This is a genomic window from Nocardia sp. NPDC058518 (assembly GCF_042719655.1).
Taxonomy (GTDB): domain Bacteria; phylum Actinomycetota; class Actinomycetes; order Mycobacteriales; family Mycobacteriaceae; genus Nocardia.
Genome location: NZ_JBHXNJ010000007.1, coordinates 27582 through 46331 on the forward strand (window position 1 = coordinate 27582; position 18750 = coordinate 46331).

The window sequence follows — 18750 nt, forward strand, 5'->3', positions numbered from 1 at the left end:
TCCGTTATGGATCACGACATCGCTTGGCCGGGCTCTGTTCGCCCTGGTGGGCGCACCGCCCGGGTACGCGAGTCCGTCCTGGAAGTGGCCGGTGATCTGCTGGCGGACCGGGGATTCGCGCAGCTCGACCTGACCGAGGTCGCCACCGGTGCCGGGGTCGGCAAAACCACCGTCTATCGCCGCTGGCGCACCCCGGCGGGCTTGGTCGCCGACCTGCTCGTCGACATGGCCGAACAGTCGCTGCCCCGCGCCGACACCGGCTCACTGCTCGACGACCTGACAGCCAATGCCCGGCTGGTCGCGAAGACCCTGGCCGACGGCCGCCAGAGCAACCTCTTCCGCGCCGTCATCGCCGCCGCCACCTGCGACGATGCCACCGCCGCCGCGCTGCACACCTTCTACGACACCCGCCTCAACGAGTGGGCACCGTGCGTGGAACAGGCCGTCATCCGTGGCGAGGCACCCGTCGGCACCGACCCGCGCGCCGTGCTCTCCGCCGTCTCCGCACCGCTCTACTACCGATTACTGGCCAGCGGCGATCCGATCGACGACGACATCGCCGACCGCTCGGCACGAGCCGCCACCATCGCCACCGCCGCGGGAACATTCGTCATCACGCCCGGCGACGGCAGCGCGTGACCACCTGACGAATTCGCCCGGGGTCTAAATCGACTCAGCGCCGGTATCGGAAGTTCGCGTCAAGCCCGAGGATTCGACGCGACCGTCGCGGAGCGCCAGGCGGGGTCGCGACCGGTGAGGCCGAGCAATCGGTGGAATGCCGGTGCGTCGGCGGGGATCTCGACGACCGGGCCGAACAAGCCGGGTGTACCCGCGGGGTCGGTTTCGCGCAGGAACTCGTGCAGGATCGCCAGGTCAGCGGGGGTCACGGTCAGCTGCTGTCCCGTCGCGACGGCGAGGTCCCACGCGTGAATAGTGATCTCGTCGAGCGCGACGATCGCCATGACGGCGGCAGGCAACTCGACTCCACCGGCCTCGGTATCACCGTCCCATGCCTCGGCCACTCGCCACACCGACGTCAATGTCTCGAGCTGCGCGGCGATGCGGGTGCGCCAGTCATCGGGCAGCGGGCTGTCGGAACCGGCCGGTGGCGGCGCGGACCGACCGACCGATTCCTTGGTCGCGGCCTGCCGGAAAGCCTCGGTGAGCCCGACCACATGGGCGAGCAGATCGCGCACCGTGGACTCGGCACACGGCGTCGGGTCGGCGAGCTGATCGTCGGTGATGCCGTCGACGACCGCGGCAAGCGACCGGGCGGCGGGTTCGAAATCGAACTGCGGTTGCATGAGCACTCCTCATCGGTGGCAGGTGGCTGCACTCATGAAGACGGCACCATCGCCGGAAAGTCATCGGTGCGGGTTGCCGTGCGCACCGGATCGGCGCACGCTGGACAGCGCAGGACCCGATCAGCGTCCACATCACGTCCGAGGCTCGACGGATCGAGCAGGCCGACGAACGAGGAGCACCGATGATCGACCACGAACCCGCTCGCCCACTGGACGAAGTCCCCGAGGCCGATCGTGTCGAGCAGGAACAGTCCGCCTTCCGCGATGACGACCCCGACGATCCGGCCTACTTCGACGCCGCCGACTACACCGACGAGATGGCCGCACAGATCGCCCGAGACGCCGAAACCGCGAATCCGGCGGACGTGATCGAACAGGCCATCCCCGTTCCCTACGACGAGGGCGGCGAGGGGTTCACCGGCGCGGAGGACGCCTGACCGGCGATCTTCGCCCGCAGGCCCGCGTGCAGTTCACGCAGGCTGGAACGCTCGGTCGCGACCTCCAGCACCCGCAGTCCGTGCGCGTCGGCGACCAGTTCCAGAGCCAATTCGTCGGGATCGACCTGCCGGTGGGGGATGCGGTAGGCGGCGCACAGTGCGGCCAGATCCATGCCGTGCGGTGTGCCGAATACCCGCTCGAATACGCCCGCGTACTGCGGATCGCCCTGCTCGAGCAGTTCGAAGATGCCACCGCCGTCGTCGTTGGCGACGACGATCGTGAGGTTGTCCGGCCGTGGTTCGCCGCGCCCGATCAGCAGGCCGGACGCATCGTGCAGAAAGGTGAGGTCACCCATCAGCGCCACGGTGCGGCCCGGATGTGCCAGGGCGGCGCCAACGGCACCGGAGACGGTGCCGTCGATACCGGCGACACCACGGTTGGACAGCACCCGGATGCCCGGGCGCGGATGCGAGACCAGAGCGGCGTCGCGCACCGGGTTCGACGCGCCGAGCAGCAATTGATCGCCGTCTCGCAACGCGTCCATGACCACGGCCGCCACGTGCAGACCGGTCGCCTTCGGATGCCCGGCCAGCTCGGCCCGCACCACCGATTCGGCCTGCTGGTTCAGTTCCGAGCAGCGCGCCAGCCAGGCGGGACCGGGTGCGCCGGTGGTCACCGCGCGAGTACCGGTGCCGACGACATTGCCGGAGACATCGGGCCAGCGCGGACCGGTGGTGAGCGCGAACACGGTGACGTCCGGATCGGCCAGCACCCGCGAGACCTGCCGGTGCAGGGTCGGGCGGCCGGTGATGATCGCCTGGGTCGGCTTCAGCAGCGACAACGCGAGCGGATGCAGGGCGGGTCCGTGCATCGGCGCGGTGGGTTCGGCCACCGTCGGCAGCGCGGCGAGTTCGGGCAGCAGCCGCGCGCCGTGGCCGGAGATGACGACGGTGTCGGGCGTCAGGTCGATGTCGAGCGGCACGTCGAGAGTGGCGTACTGGGTTGCCGTCCACGGTCGTTCACCCTCGCGACCGACGGGCAGCGGATCGTCGGAAAGCTCGGGGACCAGCGGTTCACGCAGCGGGATGTCGAACTGCACGGGACCCGCGTTGCCGGAGCGGGTTCCGCGCGCGGCGGCGAGCACCCGGCATACCGACGAGCGCCACACACTGTTCTGCCGCGGATAGGCCGACTCCCCCGCCTCGGCTTCGGCCAGCCCGAGGCTGATCGTGGCGCGCACCTGAGAGCCGAACAGCCCGAGCTGTTCCACCGTCTGATTGGCGCCGGTGCCGAGCATCTCGTAGGGGCGGTTCGCGCTGACGACGATCAGCGGCACCCGCGCGTAGTTGGCCTCCAGCACCGCCGGACCCAGGTTCGCCACCGCGGTGCCGGAGGTCATCACGACCGGGACCGGCCGTCCCGACGACACCGCGAGACCGATCGCGAGAAATCCCGCGGTGCGCTCGTCGACGCGCATATGCAGCCGAAGCTCCCCGGCCGCGTCCGCCGCCTGCAGCGCGAAGGCCAATGGCGCGTTGCGCGATCCGGGACACAGCACCACCTCGCGGACGCCGCCGCGGACGAGCTCGTCGACGACCACTCGTGCCTGCGCAGTAGACGGATTCACAATCACAGCCTGTCAGACCGGCGCGCACCCGTCTGCCCCCGGCCCGCGTTGCCTACGTCACCGAGTGCGCGCGGCGCACCGGAATTCGGCCATACGACCAATTACCGCGGGGCCAAGGGCGAGATGAACAGCAATTCATAGACGAGGGCGGCCGATATTCATGAAATCGCAAAGAGAACAACAAAAGAGAGAAATCCGGCGACGAGCTACTTGCCCGCCGCCGGAATTTCCGCCAACCCGGCAAAAGGCTGGTCGAACGAATATTCAGCTCACTCCGCGGGCGCGGTGAGATCCTGGATGCCCGTGATGGACTCGATGATGTTGAGGACGGCGGACGTCGCGCTGTCGACCGCGGCGCTGCCCGACTCGAGCACACCCGAACCCGCGGACGAGCCGGTCAGCACGTCAGCCGAGCCGGTGGCGGCGTCGGCGGAGCCGGTGTCGGCGCCCGCGACGGCGACGGGACCGAGGAACATGACAGCGGCGGCAGCGGCAGCACCGGTGGCGGCGAGGGTCTTGCGAGAGATCATGTGAGCAAACTTCCTTTCGACCTGTGCATTGCGGTCATTCAAAACAATTCGTATTCCGAATCGCTTGATTGGCAACGTAACCGATGGGGCCGGGTGGTTGTCAATCGCGCAGATGACTCGCGCGCTCTTGTCGAATTCGTGGCAACCCGCAATTATCCTGGAGTTCACCCTGGCGGTAATGTTTCTCACACAGCCCGTCGTGGAATTTACCGCCGACCGGGAATCGATGTGTCCGCCGCCACCGCCTACCCCCGTTACGTGAGGGTGGTCACCTGCGAACGCGAAAAGGCCGGTGCGGTTCGGTTGCCCGAACTCGCACCGGCCTGGATCAAACGATCGCGGCGAGGGCTACCCCGCCGTACCGCTCAGCCCGCGTGCTTCTGCACCAGATCGCCCACGCGCGGCAGTGCCTCGATGACGTGCTTCTTGGCAGAGCCACGCATCGACGAATACACCTTCTTCAGTGCCGGCCGGGTGGACGATTCGGCGCGGGCGTCGGTGACGGCCAGCAGCGACTCGGCGACCTGATCGGACTTCGCGGCCAGCAGATCGGCGAAGGTGCCGGTGCCGGAGGCGGTGAATTCGGCCCAGTACGGCTGGAGCTGATCGAGCAGTTTCGGCGCCAGCGACGCGAGGCCGTCGGGAACGATGGTCGGGCTGATCTTCTTGACCGCCGCGTAGCCACCCTTCACGGCGAGGCCGGACGCACCACCTTTGTCCGAGACCTCGGCGTCGAGCACCTCGACGGCGTCAGCAAGGAAAGCCGGACGCTTGGCGTCGTCGAGCAGGGATTCAGACAGTGCTGCAACCACTTTCAGGTTCCTCCGGATCGGTTCGATGTACGAGCAGGCGCAACTATACGCATCGGGTGTTCAGAGTATGCGGCGACCGCTCGAGCTGCGGTGTTACGACCTTGTACCGAGCTGCCGGACAGTAGGGCAATAATCGTGTTCGTGACTTTCGATCCGAAGCTGTGGCAGCCCGTCCCCGGGTTCGAGGACCTGACCGACATCACCTACCACCGACATATCGGGCAGGGCACGGTGCGGGTCGCGTTCGACCGGCCCGAAGTGCGCAACGCGTTCCGCCCACACACCGTCGACGAGCTGTACCGCGCGCTCGATCACGCGCGGATGAGCCCCGATGTGGGCGCGGTGCTGCTCACCGGCAACGGTCCGAGCGAGAAGGACGGTGGCTGGGCGTTCTGTTCCGGCGGTGACCAGCGCATTCGCGGCCGCAACGGCTACCAGTACGCCGACGGCGAGACCGCCGACACCGTCGACGCGGCGCGCGCGGGCCGACTGCACATCCTCGAGGTGCAGCGGCTGATCCGTTTCATGCCCAAGGTGGTGATCGCGCTGGTCAACGGCTGGGCGGCGGGTGGCGGGCACAGCCTGCACGTGGTCTGCGATCTGACGCTCGCCTCGCGCGAGCACGCGCGGTTCAAGCAGACCGATGCCGACGTCGGCTCGTTCGACGGCGGTTACGGCAGCGCGTATCTGGCGAAGATGGTCGGCCAGAAGTTCGCCCGCGAGATCTTCTTCCTCGGCAGGCCGTACACGGCCGAGGAGATGCACCAGATGGGTGCGGTGAACAAGGTCGTCGACCATGACGAGCTGGAAAACGTCGCGCTCGAGTGGACCGCCGACATCAACGGCAAATCGCCGCAGGCGCAGCGCATGCTGAAGTACGCGTTCAACCTGCTCGACGATGGTCTGGTCGGTCAGCAGCTGTTCGCGGGCGAGGCGACCCGCCTGGCGTACATGACCGACGAAGCGGTCGAGGGCCGAGACTCGTTCCTGGAGAAGCGCAAGCCCGATTGGACGCCCTACCCCTGGTACTTCTGAGAACGGACACCCCATGGAGATTCTCAACAGCCGGATCATCGTGCGTCCCAGCGACTACGGGCGCACGCTGGCGTTCTACCGCGACGGCCTCGGCTTGGCGATCGCGCGGGAGTACCCCGGCGGCACGGTGTTCTTCGCCGGGCAGTCGCTGATCGAAGTCGCCGCGCACGGTGGCAGCGGACACTCCGGCAGCTTCGACGGCGCGATCTGGTTGCAGGTGCGCGATGTCGAGGACGCGGCGGCGGAGTTGTCGCTGAAGGGAATTGCGATCGAGCGCCCGCCCGTGCTCGAACCGTGGGGTCTGTGGGAGATGTGGGTGCGAGATCCGGACGGGGTCGCGATCGTGCTGGTTCAGGTTCCCGCCGAACATCCGATCCGGCGGGATTCGCGCTGGTCGCCGGAGTGAGCGAGCAGTGCCCGCGGCCGAGCCGAGTTGCCGATGGCGGCTCGGCCGCGCACGATAGCTGCGAGCAAGCGCCCGACCGACGCCGTCCGGAACGCAGTACGAGTGTCCACCTACTGAATCGCAGTCGCTATGTCTGGCTTTCCCGACCCGTTTCCCGGCAAACCGACCCGTTGGCCGGGTCTTGTCGGTCGCATGACACGATCGAAGCCGTGAGGGCGCGCGGCAAGCTGTTTCCGGAGGTGGTGGGGTGAGCAGAACCTTGCGGACGCTGCAGATGCCGACCGGTGCCGGGGTCAGCGAAGTGATGCCCCACCTGCGCCAAGCCCTCGACGGCAGCGGACCGGCGTGGCTACCGATCCCGACCACCGACCGGCGGGAGGCGCGCAGGCTTTCCGACGCGCTCAAGCCTGGCGATCCGATCGATGACGATGTCGCGCTGGTCGTGACGACCTCGGGCACCACCGGCATCCCCAAGGGCGCGCTGCTGGGCGCCGAGGCTCTGCGTGCCAGCGGCAATGCCACCCACGACCGCCTCGGCGGACCGGGTAGCTGGCTGCTGGCTCTGCCGACTCATCACATCGCCGGTATCCAGGTGTTGCTGCGCAGCATCCTCGCGGGCACCGAGCCGACCGTGCTCGACGTGTCGGGCGGGTTCCTGCCAGAGGCGCTGGCCGGGGCGGTCGGGGCGATGCGTGGACCGCGTCGCTACACCGCGCTGGTGCCGACGCAGCTGATCAAGTCGCTGGATTCGCCGGTGGCGGCCAAGGCGCTGGCCGGGCTCGACGGTGTCCTGGTCGGCGGTGCGGCCACGCCCGCGCCCGTCCTCGACCGGGCCCGCGACCTCGGTATCACCGTGGTGCGGACATATGGGATGAGCGAGACCTGCGGTGGGTGCGTCTACGAGGGCGTGCCGCTCGACGGCACCGAGGTGCGGATCGAGGACGGTCGCGTCATCCTCGGCGGCGCGATGATCGCGCACGGCTACCGCAATCTGCCCGACCATCCGGCCTTCGCCGAGCCCGGCTGGTTCCGGACCGAGGACGCCGGCTCCTTCGAAGACGGTGTGCTCTCGATTTCGGGGCGCCTCGACGAGGCGATCATGACCGGTGGGCTGCTGGTGATTCCGCAGGTGGTGGAGGCCGTGCTGGCCAACCATCCCGGTATCCGCGAATGCATCGTGCTCGGTCTGCCCGACGAGCGGCTGGGTCAGCGGGTCGCGGTCGCGATCGTGCCGACACCGGGTGCCGCGCCGACGCTGGACGAACTGCGTGCCCACGTGGTGGCTGAACTCGACTCGATCGCCGCACCGCGTGAGCTGGCCGTCCTGTCCGAAATCCCGCTCCGCGGCCCCGGCAAGCCCGACCGCACCGCCCTGCGCAAGCTCCTGCTGGCCGAGTAACCGCGCGACGACAGTGCCGTGCAAGGGGCGTGCAAGTGGGGGTGGGCACGGTAGTGCTCATGACTTACACACCCACTTCATCCCTCGCCGTCGAGGCGGACGGGCTGGTCAAGGTGTTCGGGAAACAGCGGGCGGTCGACGGCGTGAGCCTGGCGGTGCCGCGCGGCGCTGTGTACGGCGTGCTCGGACCGAACGGCGCGGGCAAGACCACGACCATCAAGATGCTGGCCACCCTGCTCCGCCCCGACGGCGGTAGCGCCCGGATCTTCGGCCGCGACGTGGTGGCCGAACCGAACGCGGTGCGCTCGCTGATCGGTGTCACGGGCCAGTACGCCTCGGTCGACGAGATGCTCAGCGCCACCGAGAACCTGATCATCTTCGCCCGGCTGCTCGGTCTGAGCCGCCCCGACGCCCGCCGCAAGGCCGTCGAACTGCTCGAGGAGTTCGACCTCACCGAGGCGGCGAACAAGCCGCTGAAGAACTTCTCCGGCGGCATGCGCAGGCGCCTCGACCTCGCCGCCAGCCTCATCTCCACCCCGCCTCTGCTGTTCCTCGACGAACCGACCACCGGCCTGGATCCGCGCACCCGTGCGCAGATGTGGGAAACCATCCGCAGGCTGGTCCGCGAGGGCGCGACGGTGCTGCTCACCACCCAGTACCTCGACGAGGCCGACCAGCTGGCCGACCGGATCGCGGTGATCGACCGGGGCAAGGTGATCGCCGACGGCACCGCCGACCAGCTCAAAGCCTCCATCGGCGGCGCATCGGTCCACCTCACGCTGGTCGATCCCGAGCAGCTCGACGAGGCCCGCCGCATCGTGGGCGACTTCCTCGACGTGAGCGCGCAGATCAGCCCGGAAGCGGGCAGGCTCACCGCGCCGCTGCCCGACCCGAATCTCACCGCCGACCTGCTGATCCGGTTGCGCGACTGGGAGATCGGGGTCTCCGAGATCACCGTCAGCAAGCCGACGCTGGACGAAGTCTTCCTCACCATCACCGGCCACCCGGCCGACGAATCCGACGACACCGAACGGAGCGCGGCATGACCGCAGTACTCACCGCTCCCGCGACCATCGACGACATCCCCCAGGCCAGCGACCGGATCGGTCTGCGCGACACGATTTCCACCTCGTTCACCATGGCCTATCGCGGCCTGCTCAAGATCAAACACAATCCCGAACAGCTCTTCGACGTGACGGTGCAGCCGATCCTGTTCACCGCCCTGTTCACCTACATCTTCGGCGGGGCGATCTCGGGCAGCGTGTCCGGCTATCTGCCGGTGCTCATCCCGGGCATCCTGGTGCAAACCGTGGTGCTGACCTCTGTGGTCACCGGTACGCAGTTGCGCGAGGACATGGACAAAGGGGTGTTCGACCGCTTCAAATCCCTGCCCATCGCCCGGGTTTCGGCGCTGGCAGGCGCGTTGCTGGCCGACATGGTGCGCTACGCCATCGCCTCGACACTGACCGTGCTGGTCGGACTGTGCCTGGGCTACCGGCCGGGCGGCGGTCTGGTCGGCGTGGTCGCGGCCTGCCTGGTGGTCGTGGTGTGCTCGTTCGCGGTCAGCTGGATCTGGGCGCTGGTCGGTGTCACCGGTAAGAGCGCCGCGTCCGTGCAGGGCATCTCGATGATGGTGATGTTCCCGCTGACGTTCATGTCCGGCGCCTTCGCCCCGGTGAGCACCATGCCGGGCTGGATGCAGGCACTCAACCACGCCAACCCGGTGTACTACATGGTCAACACCTGCCGGGAACTGATGAACGCCAACAGTTATGGCAGTGATCTCATCTGGTCGCTGGTCGGGTCGCTCGTGGTGATCGCGGTGTTCGCGCCGCTGGCGGTGCGGGCCTATATGCGCCGCGCCTGACCATCGATCTCCCGCAACGGCATCCGATCCACCGGGTCGGGTGCCGTTGTCGTGTCAGTGCAGTCCGGCGATGATCTCGATGATCCGCATCGCGGCATCGAGACGACGCGTACCCGCCGCGCGATGCAGGGCGGCATCCATCACGGCATCGCCCACCACGCTCCGATGCAGGGCGAGGTGCGCGACCAGTTCCGTCGACGGCCCGTCCTGCCTTGCCATCGATGTCTTTGCCAGAGTGAGCAGTTCGAGACCGTCGGTATGCCGGTTCTCTGTGGCGAGCAGGTAGGACCCGAGTGCGCACGCGACCGCGCCGATCTGCGGCAGGTCTATGTACTGCGCCAGCCGTTGATCGGCGGTCTCGATCACCTCGGTGACCAGGCCGGTGACAACGGATGCCCGGCCGTGCAGCACATGGGCGCTCACGGTGGCCGCCGCCACCATCAGCGAACCGGGACCGGGCGTCGGTTCGAAATCGGGCCACCCGAGCAGCTCCAACCCACGCCGGTAATGGCGGAGTCCGGCGTCGATATCGCCCTCGGCGAGTTCGAGCTCGGCGAGGGCGGTGGCGGCGTTCGCCAGCCGGTGGTTGCGGCGAACAGTAGGGTCGTCGACCGGGCTGACGCCGGAATCATCCGGGCGCACAGCGAAGTCGAGTTCGGCGCGCGCCTGCTCGAGCCTGCCGCTGCCCACCAAGGCGGCGGCCAGGTAGCAGCGGCTCTCCATGATCTCCTCGTGCACGCGGAGCTTGCCCATCAGCTCCAGCGCACGGCGGTAGTACTCCACGGCGTCGTCATAGTGCGCGGACTGGCCGGCCAGCTGGGCCAGGTGCTGGCACACCGTCGCCATGCCCCACACCTCCGCCTGGTCCATGTCGTCGAGGGCGCGTAAGGAGTCGTGGGTCGAGCCCGCGACGTTGCCTCCGTTCTCCCAGAAGTTGGCGCGCGCTACCAGCGCCGCGATGCGGACTTGCCGATGACGTGAGCGCGCGCCCCGGGCGAACAGCCTGCCCAACCGGAACTGCCTGGGCTGCACGGTGATCACCGCACCGAGGAAGGACAGGCCCGGATCCAGATCAGGGTGCGTCTGCAACCGCCGCGCGCGCGAGCGCACGATCGCCGTCGCGCGGACGCCACCGTCCTTGAGGAACAGCATGTGCAAGCAGGTCAGCAGATGCGCGATCATCTGCAGGTCGGCGGTCTCGCCCGTCGACGGTGGCGGCGGCACGAGGGCGACCAATCGCATTGCCCACCCGGTGAATTCCAGGTGCGCGCCGCGCATCACCCAGACCATCGCGACCACGGGAAAGACCGAATACGCGGTGTGTGGGTCGGCGCGATCGACGGCGGTACGCAGTACGGCGACCAGGTTGTCCAGGTCGGCGGTCACCGCGAGCACCGATGTCACCTGATCGCCGCCGCGGTAACCACGAAACGACTCCAGCGCGAATTCCCGCGCCCAGCAGAACATCCTGGCGAGCACGAGCGCGGATTCGGCGCCGTCGGTCACCGCGTCGACGGCGGCGATCTGCTCGACCCCGAACTCACGGACCGTTTCGAGCATCCGATAGCGGATGCCAACGCCGTCCGGGTCGTCGAGGACGGTGAGCAGAGACTGGCCGACCAGCCCGTCGACCGCGGCGGCCACATCCGGGCCCGCCGCGACGACCTCGGCCGCGGACAGGGTGAACCCGGCCACGAAACGGCTCAGCCTGCGCAGGGTCACCTGCTGATCGGGGTCGAGGAGGTTCCAGCTCCAAGCGATCACCGCGTGCAGTGTGCGATGCCGGTGCGGCGCGGACCGATCACCGCTGCGCAACAGGGCGAAACGATGCTCGAGTCTGGTCTCGATCTCGGCGACGCTCATCGTGCGAACCCGGGCGGCGGCGAGCTCGATCGCCAGCGGGAGACCGTCGAGGGTGCGGCACAACCGGGCCACGGTGTCGGGGTCGAGCCGCACGTCAGGGCGCACCGCCCGGGCGCGAGCCGAGAACAGCTCGGTGGCAGGCGAACCAGCCGCGTCGATCGCCAGAGGGGCGAGGGGATAGACGGATTCGGCGGTGATCGCCAGCGGCGAGCGGCTGGTGGTGAGCACGGTCAGCTGGGCGCAACTGCCGACGAGATCGGCGACCACCTCGGCCGCGGCATCGATCACGTGCTCGCAATTGTCCAGAATCAGCACCATCGGCCGCGCCGCGAGCGCCTCACGCAGCCGGGTCCTCGCGTCGATGTGGATGCCCTGTCGGATGGCACCCGGTTCACGAATCACCTCCCCCAGGCCCATCACCTGCCCGATCGCAACCTCGATGCCGGTGCGCGATTCGGCACCCGCCTCCGATTCGGCTTGCACCGAGGCCAATTCGACGAGCACCACCGGCACCGAACGAGCCAGCCGTTCACCCACCGCGTTGGCGACCCGGGTCTTGCCCGTACCGCCGGGTCCGAGGACGGTGGTGACCCTGGAGCGATGCGCCAGATCGGCGATCGCATCGAGATCTGTCGAGCGACCGAGCAATTCATTGGGTGCGGCACGCAGGCCGACTGCTGTGCGGTGGTTTGCCGTCGATCGGTCAGGCCTGCTGCCGTTCGACGCTTCGGCGGGCAGTGTGTTCGCCGGCTCCCGGCCGCCCACCTCCACGGTGGGTGACGCGCCGGTCCGTCGAGAGCCACCGTCGCTGGTCGAGTTCGCCGCTGAGTCGACCGGATCCGCCTCGGCAACGGAATGCGACCGGGCGGCAACAGCCGAGTAGAGGTTTCCGGGCGTCGAGGCGCTCAGGTCGGCCTCAGCATCGCGCTGTCGCGCGCGGGTTCCGGGAAGCTCGTCGCCACGAAGGATGGCGGTGTTGAGGGCCAGGAGCGTGGGGCCCGGGTCGGCGCCGAGTTCTTCGATCAGGCGCAGGCGGTACGTGGCGAAGACTTCGAGGGCTTCGCTGGTTCGGCCCGCGGTGGCGAGGAGGCGGATCAGGGTCGTGTGGGCGGATTCGTCCAAGGGATCGGTCGCGGCGGCTGTGCGGGCCAGCGGGATGGCCGCGGTGAAGTCGCGCTGGGTGGTGTGGGCGGTGAGCTCGATGTGATCGAGGTGGCGGCGGAGGTCGTCGGCGGCCGCGCGCAGGTCGTCGGCGGGGGCCGAATCGGGGAGATCGGCACCCGGTTCGCCACGCCAGAGGGTGCGGGCAAGGGCGATCGCGGCGAGGCTGTCGACGGTGTTGCCCGCGGCAAGGAGTTCGTCGGCTCGGCGGGCCAGCGTGGTGACGGCGGTGAGGTCGACGCTGTCGGCGGGCAAGGTCAGCCGGTAGCCCGCGGGGCCGATCTCCAGCGCGCCATCGGGCAGCATCGCCCGCAGTCGCGAGACCTGGGTGTGCAGCGCGTTCATCGGCGCGCGGGGTGGTTGTTCGCCCCACACCTCGTCGATCAGCGCTTGGGCGCCGCGCGCCCGGCCCGGATGCACCGCGAGAGCGGCGAGCAGCAGCCTGGCGCGGGCGCCGGGCAGCGCGATCATGGCGTCGTCGCGGCGGATCGCGATCACGCCGAGCACCCCCACGACAACGCGGGCGAGGGCCTCGGATGGCGGCCCCTCGGGGCCGCGGTGCTGTACAGACATGCCGCAAGTCATCGTAGGCGAGCACAGCGACAGCATCTCGGTTCGCGCCACGCGCACGACTCCGACACCACGGTCGACGTGTGCCGAGAAAATGTCCCCACCTCGGCTTAGGCTCACGCACATGGGCAACTTCGAGGTGTCGCGGCACACTGTCATCGCGGCCGAACCGGCACGAATCCACGCACTGATCGACAACTTCCACCAGTGGCGGCTGTGGTCGCCATGGGAAGATACCGACCCGCAGCTCGCGCGTACCTACACCGGCCCCGAATCCGGCGTCGGCGCCCGCTACGCCTGGCGTGGCAACCGCAAAGCCGGTGCGGGCGTGATGGAGATCAAAGCCGACGCCGAACGCGAGATCGGGGTGGAGCTCACCTTCGAGAAGCCTTTCAAAGCCACCAATTTCGTCACCTTCACGCTCACGCCGGTCGTCGGTGGTACCGAGGTGACCTGGCAGATGACCGGCACCCACTCCGGTCTGATGGGCGTACTCGGCAAGGTTTTCCCGATCGACAACCTCATCGGCAAGGACTTCGACAAGGGTCTGGCCAAGCTCAAGACGATCGCCGAATCCACCCCGGCCTGACACCGCGACCAAGCGCACCTCCGCCTCCCTCCGGCCGTGCGCGAGGGACTGACGAGCGCGGAGCGCCGGTGCCGGATTAGGCTTCGATCCATGGCTACAGCAGCGGAATGGATCGAGGGCGCCCGGCCGCGGACGTTGCCCAACGCGATCGCGCCGGTACTCGCGGGCACCGGCGCCGCCGCATCTGTCGACGGAGCCGTCTGGTGGAAAGCGATTCTGGCGCTGCTGGTTTCGCTGGCACTGATCGTCGGGGTGAATTACGCCAACGACTACTCCGACGGCATTCGCGGCACCGACGACGTGCGCGTCGGGCCGCTGCGGCTGGTCGGCTCGAAGCTGGCTTCCCCCAAGGCTGTTCGCACCGCCGCGGTGCTCAGCCTGGCGATCGGCGCGGTCGCCGGACTGGTGTTGGCCGTGACCACCGCGTGGTGGCTGGTGCTGATCGGAGCGCTGTGCCTGGCAGGCGCCTGGTTCTACACCGGCGGCAGCAAGCCCTACGGCTACAGCGGTTTCGGCGAGATCGCGGTGTTCGTGTTCTTCGGGTTGATCGCGGTGCTCGGTACCCAGTACGTGCAGGCGCTGCGGGTCGACTGGGTCGGCCTGCTGCTCGCGATCGGTGTCGGCGCGTTCTCCAGCGCGGTGCTGGTGGCCAACAACCTGCGTGACATTCCCACCGACACCGAGTCCGGCAAGGTCACGCTCGCGGTGAAACTCGGCGACGCGCGCACCCGCACCCTGCACGTGGTGCTGCTCGCGGCGCCGTTCGTGATCAGTCTCGCACTGATCGCGCGCACGCCGTGGGCGCTGGCCGGATTGCTCGCGTTACCGCTGGCGATCCGGGCCAACGCCCCCGTGCGTACCGGCAAGGGCGGGCTGGAACTGATTCCCGCCCTCCGCGATTCGGGGCTGGCGCTGCTGGCCTGGTCGGCGTTGAGCGCGCTGGCCGTCGGGCTCGTCGGCTAGTCGCCGTCGGGTACCAGAATGCCGAGCACCCAGTTGACCAACGTGATGATCAAGCCACCCCACAACGCCGCCCAGAAGCCGTCGACGCGAAGGCCGTAGTCGGTGATCTCGGTGATCTTGGCGGTGAGCCACAGCATCCCCGCGTTGACGACCAACAGGAACAGGCCGAGCGTGAGGATCACGAACGGCAGCGACAGGAGTTTCACGATCGGCTTGATCACGGCGTTGACCGCCGTGAACACGAGCGCGACGATGAGCAGGACCAGGGCCTTGCCCCAGTTGCCCCACTCCGATGACCACTCGGGCGGCACGTAGATATCGATCTTGTCGATCCACGCGGCCGCAGCCCAGATGGCTATGGCGTTGATGACCAACCGGATTGCTAGTTGCATAGACGCAATGCTAGGCCCGTAAACGGACATTGCGGCGGGTCTGACACACACCCGATGTGGAATTCACGCGGCGCGGTCGAGCATCGCGTAGAGATCTGTGCGTAAACCCGACACCGCGTCGCGCCCACCGAGCAGGTCGGTGGTGGCCGGGTCCGCCCCGCGCAGAATCCCGAGCAGCAGGTAGGTCGAGGTGATCTCGCGATCCTTGCGGTGGATCGCCTCACGCAGTGCGAGTTCGAGCGACTTCTTGGCCGTTCCGGTGAACGGGATGTGCCCGGAGCCGAGCAGCCGGCCGAACATGCCGCGTTTGGCCTCCGGTTCGGCCTGATCCCACGCCTGCGGTCCGAAGTTCTCGGCGATGCTGGCCTGCACCGCGTCCAGGTCGATGCCGATCGAGCGCAGGGCCTGCGCGTCATCGGCGCCCAGCGGCGGCTCGCCCGTGCGGGCGGCGAGCGCGGTGCGTAGACCGTCGGCGGTGATGCCGCGCGTGTCGAGCACCGTCCGGAGGGCGGGTTCGGCGTTCGACAGGGTGCCGAGCAGCACATGCTCAGGACCGATCCGCTTCGCGCCCAACTCCTTGGCGTCGTCCTGGGCGCTTACCACCGCGGCCCTGGCCTCGCGGCTGAATTTTTCGAACATCAGCGGGTTCCACCTTTCCGATTGTGTTTCTGATGGACCGCCTGCTTGCTCACCTCGAGCGCCTCGGCGATGGCCTGCCACGACCATCCGTTGGCTCTGGCGTTGGCCACCTGGATGGTTTCGAGGCGGTCGGCCAATCTGCGCAGTGCGAGCACAGCGCGCAGCCCGACCGCCGGGTCGGGATTACCGGCCGCTGAGGCGAGGGTTGTTGCGTCGGTCATGTCGTCAATTTTGATTGACGACCACAGATTTGTCAACAAAAATTGACAAATGAGCGTGGAAGGACCCCGAAGAGTGGTGCGGGTGAGGTCAGCCGTTCCAGCGACCGGTGGTGGCGAATTCGGCGAGGATCTCCGCCGGACCGCTCAGATCGATGTTCTGGGCCGCCACCCAGTCGTCGTTGAAGTAGGTGCCCGCGTACCGGTCGCCGCCGTCGCACAGCAGGGTGACCACGCTGCCGCTGCGGCCCGACGCGACCAGTTCGGCGATGAGATGGAAGGCGCCCCAGAGGTTCGTGCCGGTCGAGCCGCCAACGCGGCGGCCGAGCGCGGTGCTCGCGTGGCGGGCGGTGGCGATCGAGGCCGCGTCGGGCACCACGATCATGCGATCGACCACCTGGCCCACGAACGACGGTTCCACCCGGGGACGGCCGATTCCCTCGATGCGCGAAGGCATTCCGGTCTCATAGCCCGCGTCGCCGGTCTCGTAGCCGCCGTAGAACGCCGAGTGCTCCGGGTCGACCACGGCCAGGCGCGTCGCGTGCCTGCGATAACGGATGTAGCGCCCGATCGTCGCGCTGGTGCCGCCGGTACCGGCGCCGACCACGATCCACTCCGGCACCGGGTGGTTCTCCAGCGCCAGCTGTTCGAAGATGGATTCGGCGATGTTGTTGTTGCCGCGCCAGTCGGTGGCCCGCTCGGCGTGGGTGAACTGATCCATGAAATGCCCGCCGGATTCGGCGGCGAGACGCTTGGCCTCGGTGTACATGTCCGGCGCTCGATCGACGAAATGACATCGGCCACCCTGCGCTTCGATGAGCGCGACCTTCTGCGGCGAGGTGCTCGCCGGCATCACCGCGACGAAGTCGAGGCCGAGCAGCTTGGCGAAGTAGGCCTCGCTCACCGCCGTCGAGCCCGACGACGCCTCGACCACGGTCGTCCCCTCGGTCACCCAGCCGTTGCAGATCGCGTACAGGAACAGCGATCGCGCCAGCCGATGCTTGAGGCTGCCGGTGATGTGGGTGGATTCGTCCTTGAGGTAGAGCTGCACCGGCCAATCGGCGGGCAGCGGATACCGCAGCAGGTGGGTGTCGGCGGAGCGCTGGGTGTCGGCGTCGATCAGCCGGACGGCATTGTCGACCCAGTCACGTGGGGCGCTGCGGTCGAGGTACTTCACGCCGATTTGCTGTCGTCGTCACCCCGCAGGCGGGCCCGCAACTGCGCCTTGTCCTGGCGGCGGCGCGAGTCGACGACGGCGATATCCTCGTTCACCTTCACGCGCAGCTTCTTGAACAGCGTCAGCGAAAGCGGCATCGCGACGAGCAACGCGAACAGCGCCGCGACGATGATCGGCACATCGACTCCGACCAGCTTGGCGATGCCCACGATCAGCGCGGCGATCGCCACCACCAGCCCGAGACGAGCCAGCGTATAGAGCGCAAGATTGCGTACCAGTCGCTTCCCGGCGCCAGAGCCCTGCTGACCTGTTGCTTCACTCACGACTACAGCGTAGCCCGGCGCATATCTGTTCGACGCGGCCCGTTCGCTCTCTTCGATGCTGCCCGTTCGCGGCATTTGTCTATTACTTCCCCTTTACCAACTGTAGGTGGTTCGACTACATGGGGGTCGCAGTGCGACGATGACGCCACTGATGAGGGAACTGTCGAAACGGAGAGGTTAGCTATGACTGCGATCACCGTCGGCCTTCAGGACACTCTGCTGACACCAGGCCAAGTGGCCGCCATGTTCCACGTAGACCCCAAGACCGTCACCAGGTGGGCTCATGCCGGCAGGCTCGGCTCGTTGCGCACACCGGGCGGACATCGCCGTTTCCGCGAGTCCGAGGTCTTGCAGTTGCTCAGATCGCTCACCACCGAGGCAGCACCCCGCTGACTCGCCGGCCGACGCGAGCCCACCGCGGGCTCGCGTTTGCCAAAAATTTCCCTCCCGTTGCGGATGTGCACACGGTGCGGACACGGCTACCCTCGATAGCAGGAGGTGAGCGACGTGACGTACCTATTGGCACTCATCGCGATCGTGGCCATCGCGGTGTTGTGCTGGAAGGCGTTCGGCCCCGAAATGCGGCGCCCGAATTCCGGCCCACCCTCGCGCAGACCGGTTCTCGGCCCTGACGACGACCCGGAATTCCTCTGGCGCCTCGGCAAACAACCCCGCGACGACTCCGGCCCCACCGAGTGACCTCGCGATGTGCGTCGCCGTGAGCTGACGCACATACCCCCGTTGTGCGGCGAAAGAGCTGGGTAGATAACGTATTCCGGTGATTGATGTGCAGCAGGGTTCTGTCCCGACCACTTGGCGCGCGGCCGACGGCAGCGCCGTGACGTTCACCGAGGCACGGTTGGAGTGGACTCGCGCCGCACACGAGGTGCTGGCCGATACCGCCACCAGTTTCAACAACTTCATCGTCAACACCGAGCTGGCCGAGCTGGTCCAGGAAGAATCCGGCATCCGCACCGCGGTGAAGTGGCAGCACTGGCTGCCCGTCGTGCTGGACAAGGTCGCCGAGCACTGTCACAAGAACAACGAGCCGCCGCTGAGCGCCCTGTGTGTGCGCAAGAACCAGACCGTCGGCACCGGCTACCGCTACATCCTCGAACTCGCGGGCCTGCCCATCCCCGACGACCTCGAAATGCACGCCGCCGCCGCCCGCTGGCAGTGCTACCAGCACTACGCCACCGACCTCCCCGCCGACGGCGGCCTGCCCACCCTCCCCCCGAAGGTCGCCGCCATCCGCCAGTCCACCTCCCAGGACCTGGCCACCGCCGAAGCCGCCGAGGCAGCCGTCAAACGCCCCTCCGCAGCCCGCCGCACCGCAGCCATCCCCAAGCCCGAACCACTCCGCAAACCGGTCTGCCTGAACTGCCACGTAGAACTCCCCGCCAACAAGATCTGCTACTACTGCTGATCAGCGGTTAG

At 68.0% G+C, this 18750-nt stretch carries 22 protein-coding genes; 12 read left to right on the forward strand and 10 right to left on the reverse strand.

Translation table 11 applies throughout. The annotated features are described in order from the left end of the window. Positions 1-6 precede the first annotated feature (6 nt). Positions 7-639 carry a TetR/AcrR family transcriptional regulator gene (locus tag ACFWPX_RS14705; RefSeq protein WP_378927836.1) on the forward strand — a complete coding sequence of 211 codons (633 nt, stop codon included), beginning with the start codon at positions 7-9 and terminating at the stop codon, positions 637-639. A 59-nt stretch (positions 640-698) separates the two neighbouring features. On the opposite strand, the gene ACFWPX_RS14710 is transcribed toward ACFWPX_RS14705, so the two are convergent. Further along, a complete protein-coding gene (locus tag ACFWPX_RS14710; protein ID WP_378927837.1) occupies positions 699-1304 on the reverse strand; it encodes a TIGR03086 family metal-binding protein in 606 nt (201 codons plus the stop codon). Positions 1305-1486: 182 nt separating this feature from the next. Here ACFWPX_RS14710 and ACFWPX_RS14715 point away from each other — a divergent pair, with 182 nt between their 5' ends. Beyond that, positions 1487-1741, forward strand: a complete 255-nt coding sequence (locus ACFWPX_RS14715; protein ID WP_378913219.1) for a hypothetical protein — start codon at positions 1487-1489, stop codon at positions 1739-1741. Here the strand turns inward: ACFWPX_RS14715 and menD are convergent. The 3 genes from menD to ACFWPX_RS14730 all read right to left on the reverse strand — a co-directional run bounded on the left by menD (position 1696) and on the right by ACFWPX_RS14730 (position 4711). Then, on the reverse strand, positions 1696-3369 hold the full coding sequence (gene menD, locus ACFWPX_RS14720) for a 2-succinyl-5-enolpyruvyl-6-hydroxy-3-cyclohexene-1-carboxylic-acid synthase (protein ID WP_378927838.1): 1674 nt from the start codon (positions 3367-3369) through the stop codon (positions 1696-1698). The two genes, ACFWPX_RS14715 and menD, sit on opposite strands and share 46 nt — an antisense overlap. Positions 3370-3638: 269 nt before the next feature. Further along, entirely contained in the window at positions 3639-3899 is a 261-nt protein-coding gene (locus ACFWPX_RS14725) for a hypothetical protein (RefSeq protein WP_378913217.1), read from the reverse strand. A 365-nt stretch (positions 3900-4264) separates the two neighbouring features. Beyond that, positions 4265-4711 (reverse strand): DUF6918 family protein, encoded by a 447-nt coding sequence (locus tag ACFWPX_RS14730; RefSeq protein ID WP_067449837.1) that lies wholly within the window; start codon positions 4709-4711, stop codon positions 4265-4267. 141 nt (positions 4712-4852) lie between these two features. Between ACFWPX_RS14730 and ACFWPX_RS14735 the strand changes: the two genes are divergently transcribed. The 5 genes from ACFWPX_RS14735 to ACFWPX_RS14755 all read left to right on the forward strand — a co-directional run bounded on the left by ACFWPX_RS14735 (position 4853) and on the right by ACFWPX_RS14755 (position 9418). Continuing rightward, on the forward strand, positions 4853-5746 hold the full coding sequence (locus tag ACFWPX_RS14735; RefSeq protein WP_378913216.1) for a 1,4-dihydroxy-2-naphthoyl-CoA synthase: 894 nt from the start codon (positions 4853-4855) through the stop codon (positions 5744-5746). Between the two features lie 13 nt (positions 5747-5759). Further along, positions 5760-6152, forward strand: coding sequence for a VOC family protein (locus ACFWPX_RS14740; protein ID WP_378927839.1), 393 nt, complete (start codon positions 5760-5762; stop codon positions 6150-6152). Positions 6153-6426: 274 nt separating this feature from the next. After that, positions 6427-7551: an o-succinylbenzoate--CoA ligase gene (gene menE, locus ACFWPX_RS14745; RefSeq protein ID WP_378913469.1), complete on the forward strand. Its 1125-nt coding sequence runs from the start codon at positions 6427-6429 to the stop codon at positions 7549-7551. A 59-nt stretch (positions 7552-7610) separates the two neighbouring features. Continuing rightward, positions 7611-8597: an ATP-binding cassette domain-containing protein gene (locus ACFWPX_RS14750; RefSeq protein ID WP_378913214.1), complete on the forward strand. Its 987-nt coding sequence runs from the start codon at positions 7611-7613 to the stop codon at positions 8595-8597. Continuing rightward, positions 8594-9418: an ABC transporter permease gene (locus ACFWPX_RS14755; RefSeq protein WP_378913213.1), complete on the forward strand. Its 825-nt coding sequence runs from the start codon at positions 8594-8596 to the stop codon at positions 9416-9418. Before ACFWPX_RS14750 ends, ACFWPX_RS14755 begins: the two co-directional genes overlap by 4 nt. A 54-nt stretch (positions 9419-9472) precedes the next feature. On the opposite strand, the gene ACFWPX_RS14760 is transcribed toward ACFWPX_RS14755, so the two are convergent. Then, positions 9473-13015 (reverse strand): BTAD domain-containing putative transcriptional regulator, encoded by a 3543-nt coding sequence (locus tag ACFWPX_RS14760; RefSeq protein ID WP_378927840.1) that lies wholly within the window; start codon positions 13013-13015, stop codon positions 9473-9475. 121 nt (positions 13016-13136) lie between these two features. Here ACFWPX_RS14760 and ACFWPX_RS14765 point away from each other — a divergent pair, with 121 nt between their 5' ends. Together ACFWPX_RS14765 and ACFWPX_RS14770 are read left to right on the forward strand one after the other, a co-directional pair. After that, positions 13137-13601: an SRPBCC family protein gene (locus ACFWPX_RS14765; RefSeq protein WP_378913211.1), complete on the forward strand. Its 465-nt coding sequence runs from the start codon at positions 13137-13139 to the stop codon at positions 13599-13601. Positions 13602-13691: 90 nt separating this feature from the next. Further along, complete coding sequence (locus tag ACFWPX_RS14770) at positions 13692-14564, forward strand: 1,4-dihydroxy-2-naphthoate polyprenyltransferase (protein WP_378913210.1); 873 nt, start codon at positions 13692-13694, stop codon at positions 14562-14564. Here the strand turns inward: ACFWPX_RS14770 and ACFWPX_RS14775 are convergent. The 5 genes from ACFWPX_RS14775 to ACFWPX_RS14795 all read right to left on the reverse strand — a co-directional run bounded on the left by ACFWPX_RS14775 (position 14561) and on the right by ACFWPX_RS14795 (position 17313). Continuing rightward, entirely contained in the window at positions 14561-14956 is a 396-nt protein-coding gene (locus ACFWPX_RS14775) for a phage holin family protein (protein WP_378913209.1), read from the reverse strand. The two genes, ACFWPX_RS14770 and ACFWPX_RS14775, sit on opposite strands and share 4 nt — an antisense overlap. A gap of 63 nt (positions 14957-15019) precedes the next feature. Further along, positions 15020-15595 (reverse strand): Clp protease N-terminal domain-containing protein, encoded by a 576-nt coding sequence (locus ACFWPX_RS14780; RefSeq protein WP_378927841.1) that lies wholly within the window; start codon positions 15593-15595, stop codon positions 15020-15022. Next, a complete protein-coding gene (locus tag ACFWPX_RS14785) occupies positions 15595-15816 on the reverse strand; it encodes a hypothetical protein (protein WP_019049431.1) in 222 nt (73 codons plus the stop codon). Before ACFWPX_RS14785 ends, ACFWPX_RS14780 begins: the two co-directional genes overlap by 1 nt. Before the next feature lie 88 nt (positions 15817-15904). Continuing rightward, the gene (locus tag ACFWPX_RS14790; RefSeq protein ID WP_378927842.1) at positions 15905-16990 is read right to left on the reverse strand and encodes a PLP-dependent cysteine synthase family protein; all 1086 of its coding nucleotides are present in this window, start codon (positions 16988-16990) and stop codon (positions 15905-15907) included. Further along, positions 16987-17313 carry a DUF4229 domain-containing protein gene (locus ACFWPX_RS14795; protein ID WP_378913206.1) on the reverse strand — a complete coding sequence of 109 codons (327 nt, stop codon included), beginning with the start codon at positions 17311-17313 and terminating at the stop codon, positions 16987-16989. The genes ACFWPX_RS14790 and ACFWPX_RS14795 overlap by 4 nt, the downstream gene beginning before the upstream one ends. A gap of 183 nt (positions 17314-17496) precedes the next feature. On the opposite strand from ACFWPX_RS14795, the gene ACFWPX_RS14800 reads away from it, so the two are divergent. From ACFWPX_RS14800 to ACFWPX_RS14810, 3 genes are all read left to right on the forward strand, one after another. Beyond that, positions 17497-17706, forward strand: coding sequence for a BldC family transcriptional regulator (locus ACFWPX_RS14800; RefSeq protein WP_056814442.1), 210 nt, complete (start codon positions 17497-17499; stop codon positions 17704-17706). Between the two features lie 114 nt (positions 17707-17820). After that, complete coding sequence (locus tag ACFWPX_RS14805) at positions 17821-18012, forward strand: hypothetical protein (RefSeq protein WP_378913205.1); 192 nt, start codon at positions 17821-17823, stop codon at positions 18010-18012. A 79-nt stretch (positions 18013-18091) separates the two neighbouring features. Beyond that, a complete protein-coding gene (locus ACFWPX_RS14810; protein WP_378913204.1) occupies positions 18092-18739 on the forward strand; it encodes a hypothetical protein in 648 nt (215 codons plus the stop codon). Positions 18740-18750 lie beyond the last annotated feature (11 nt).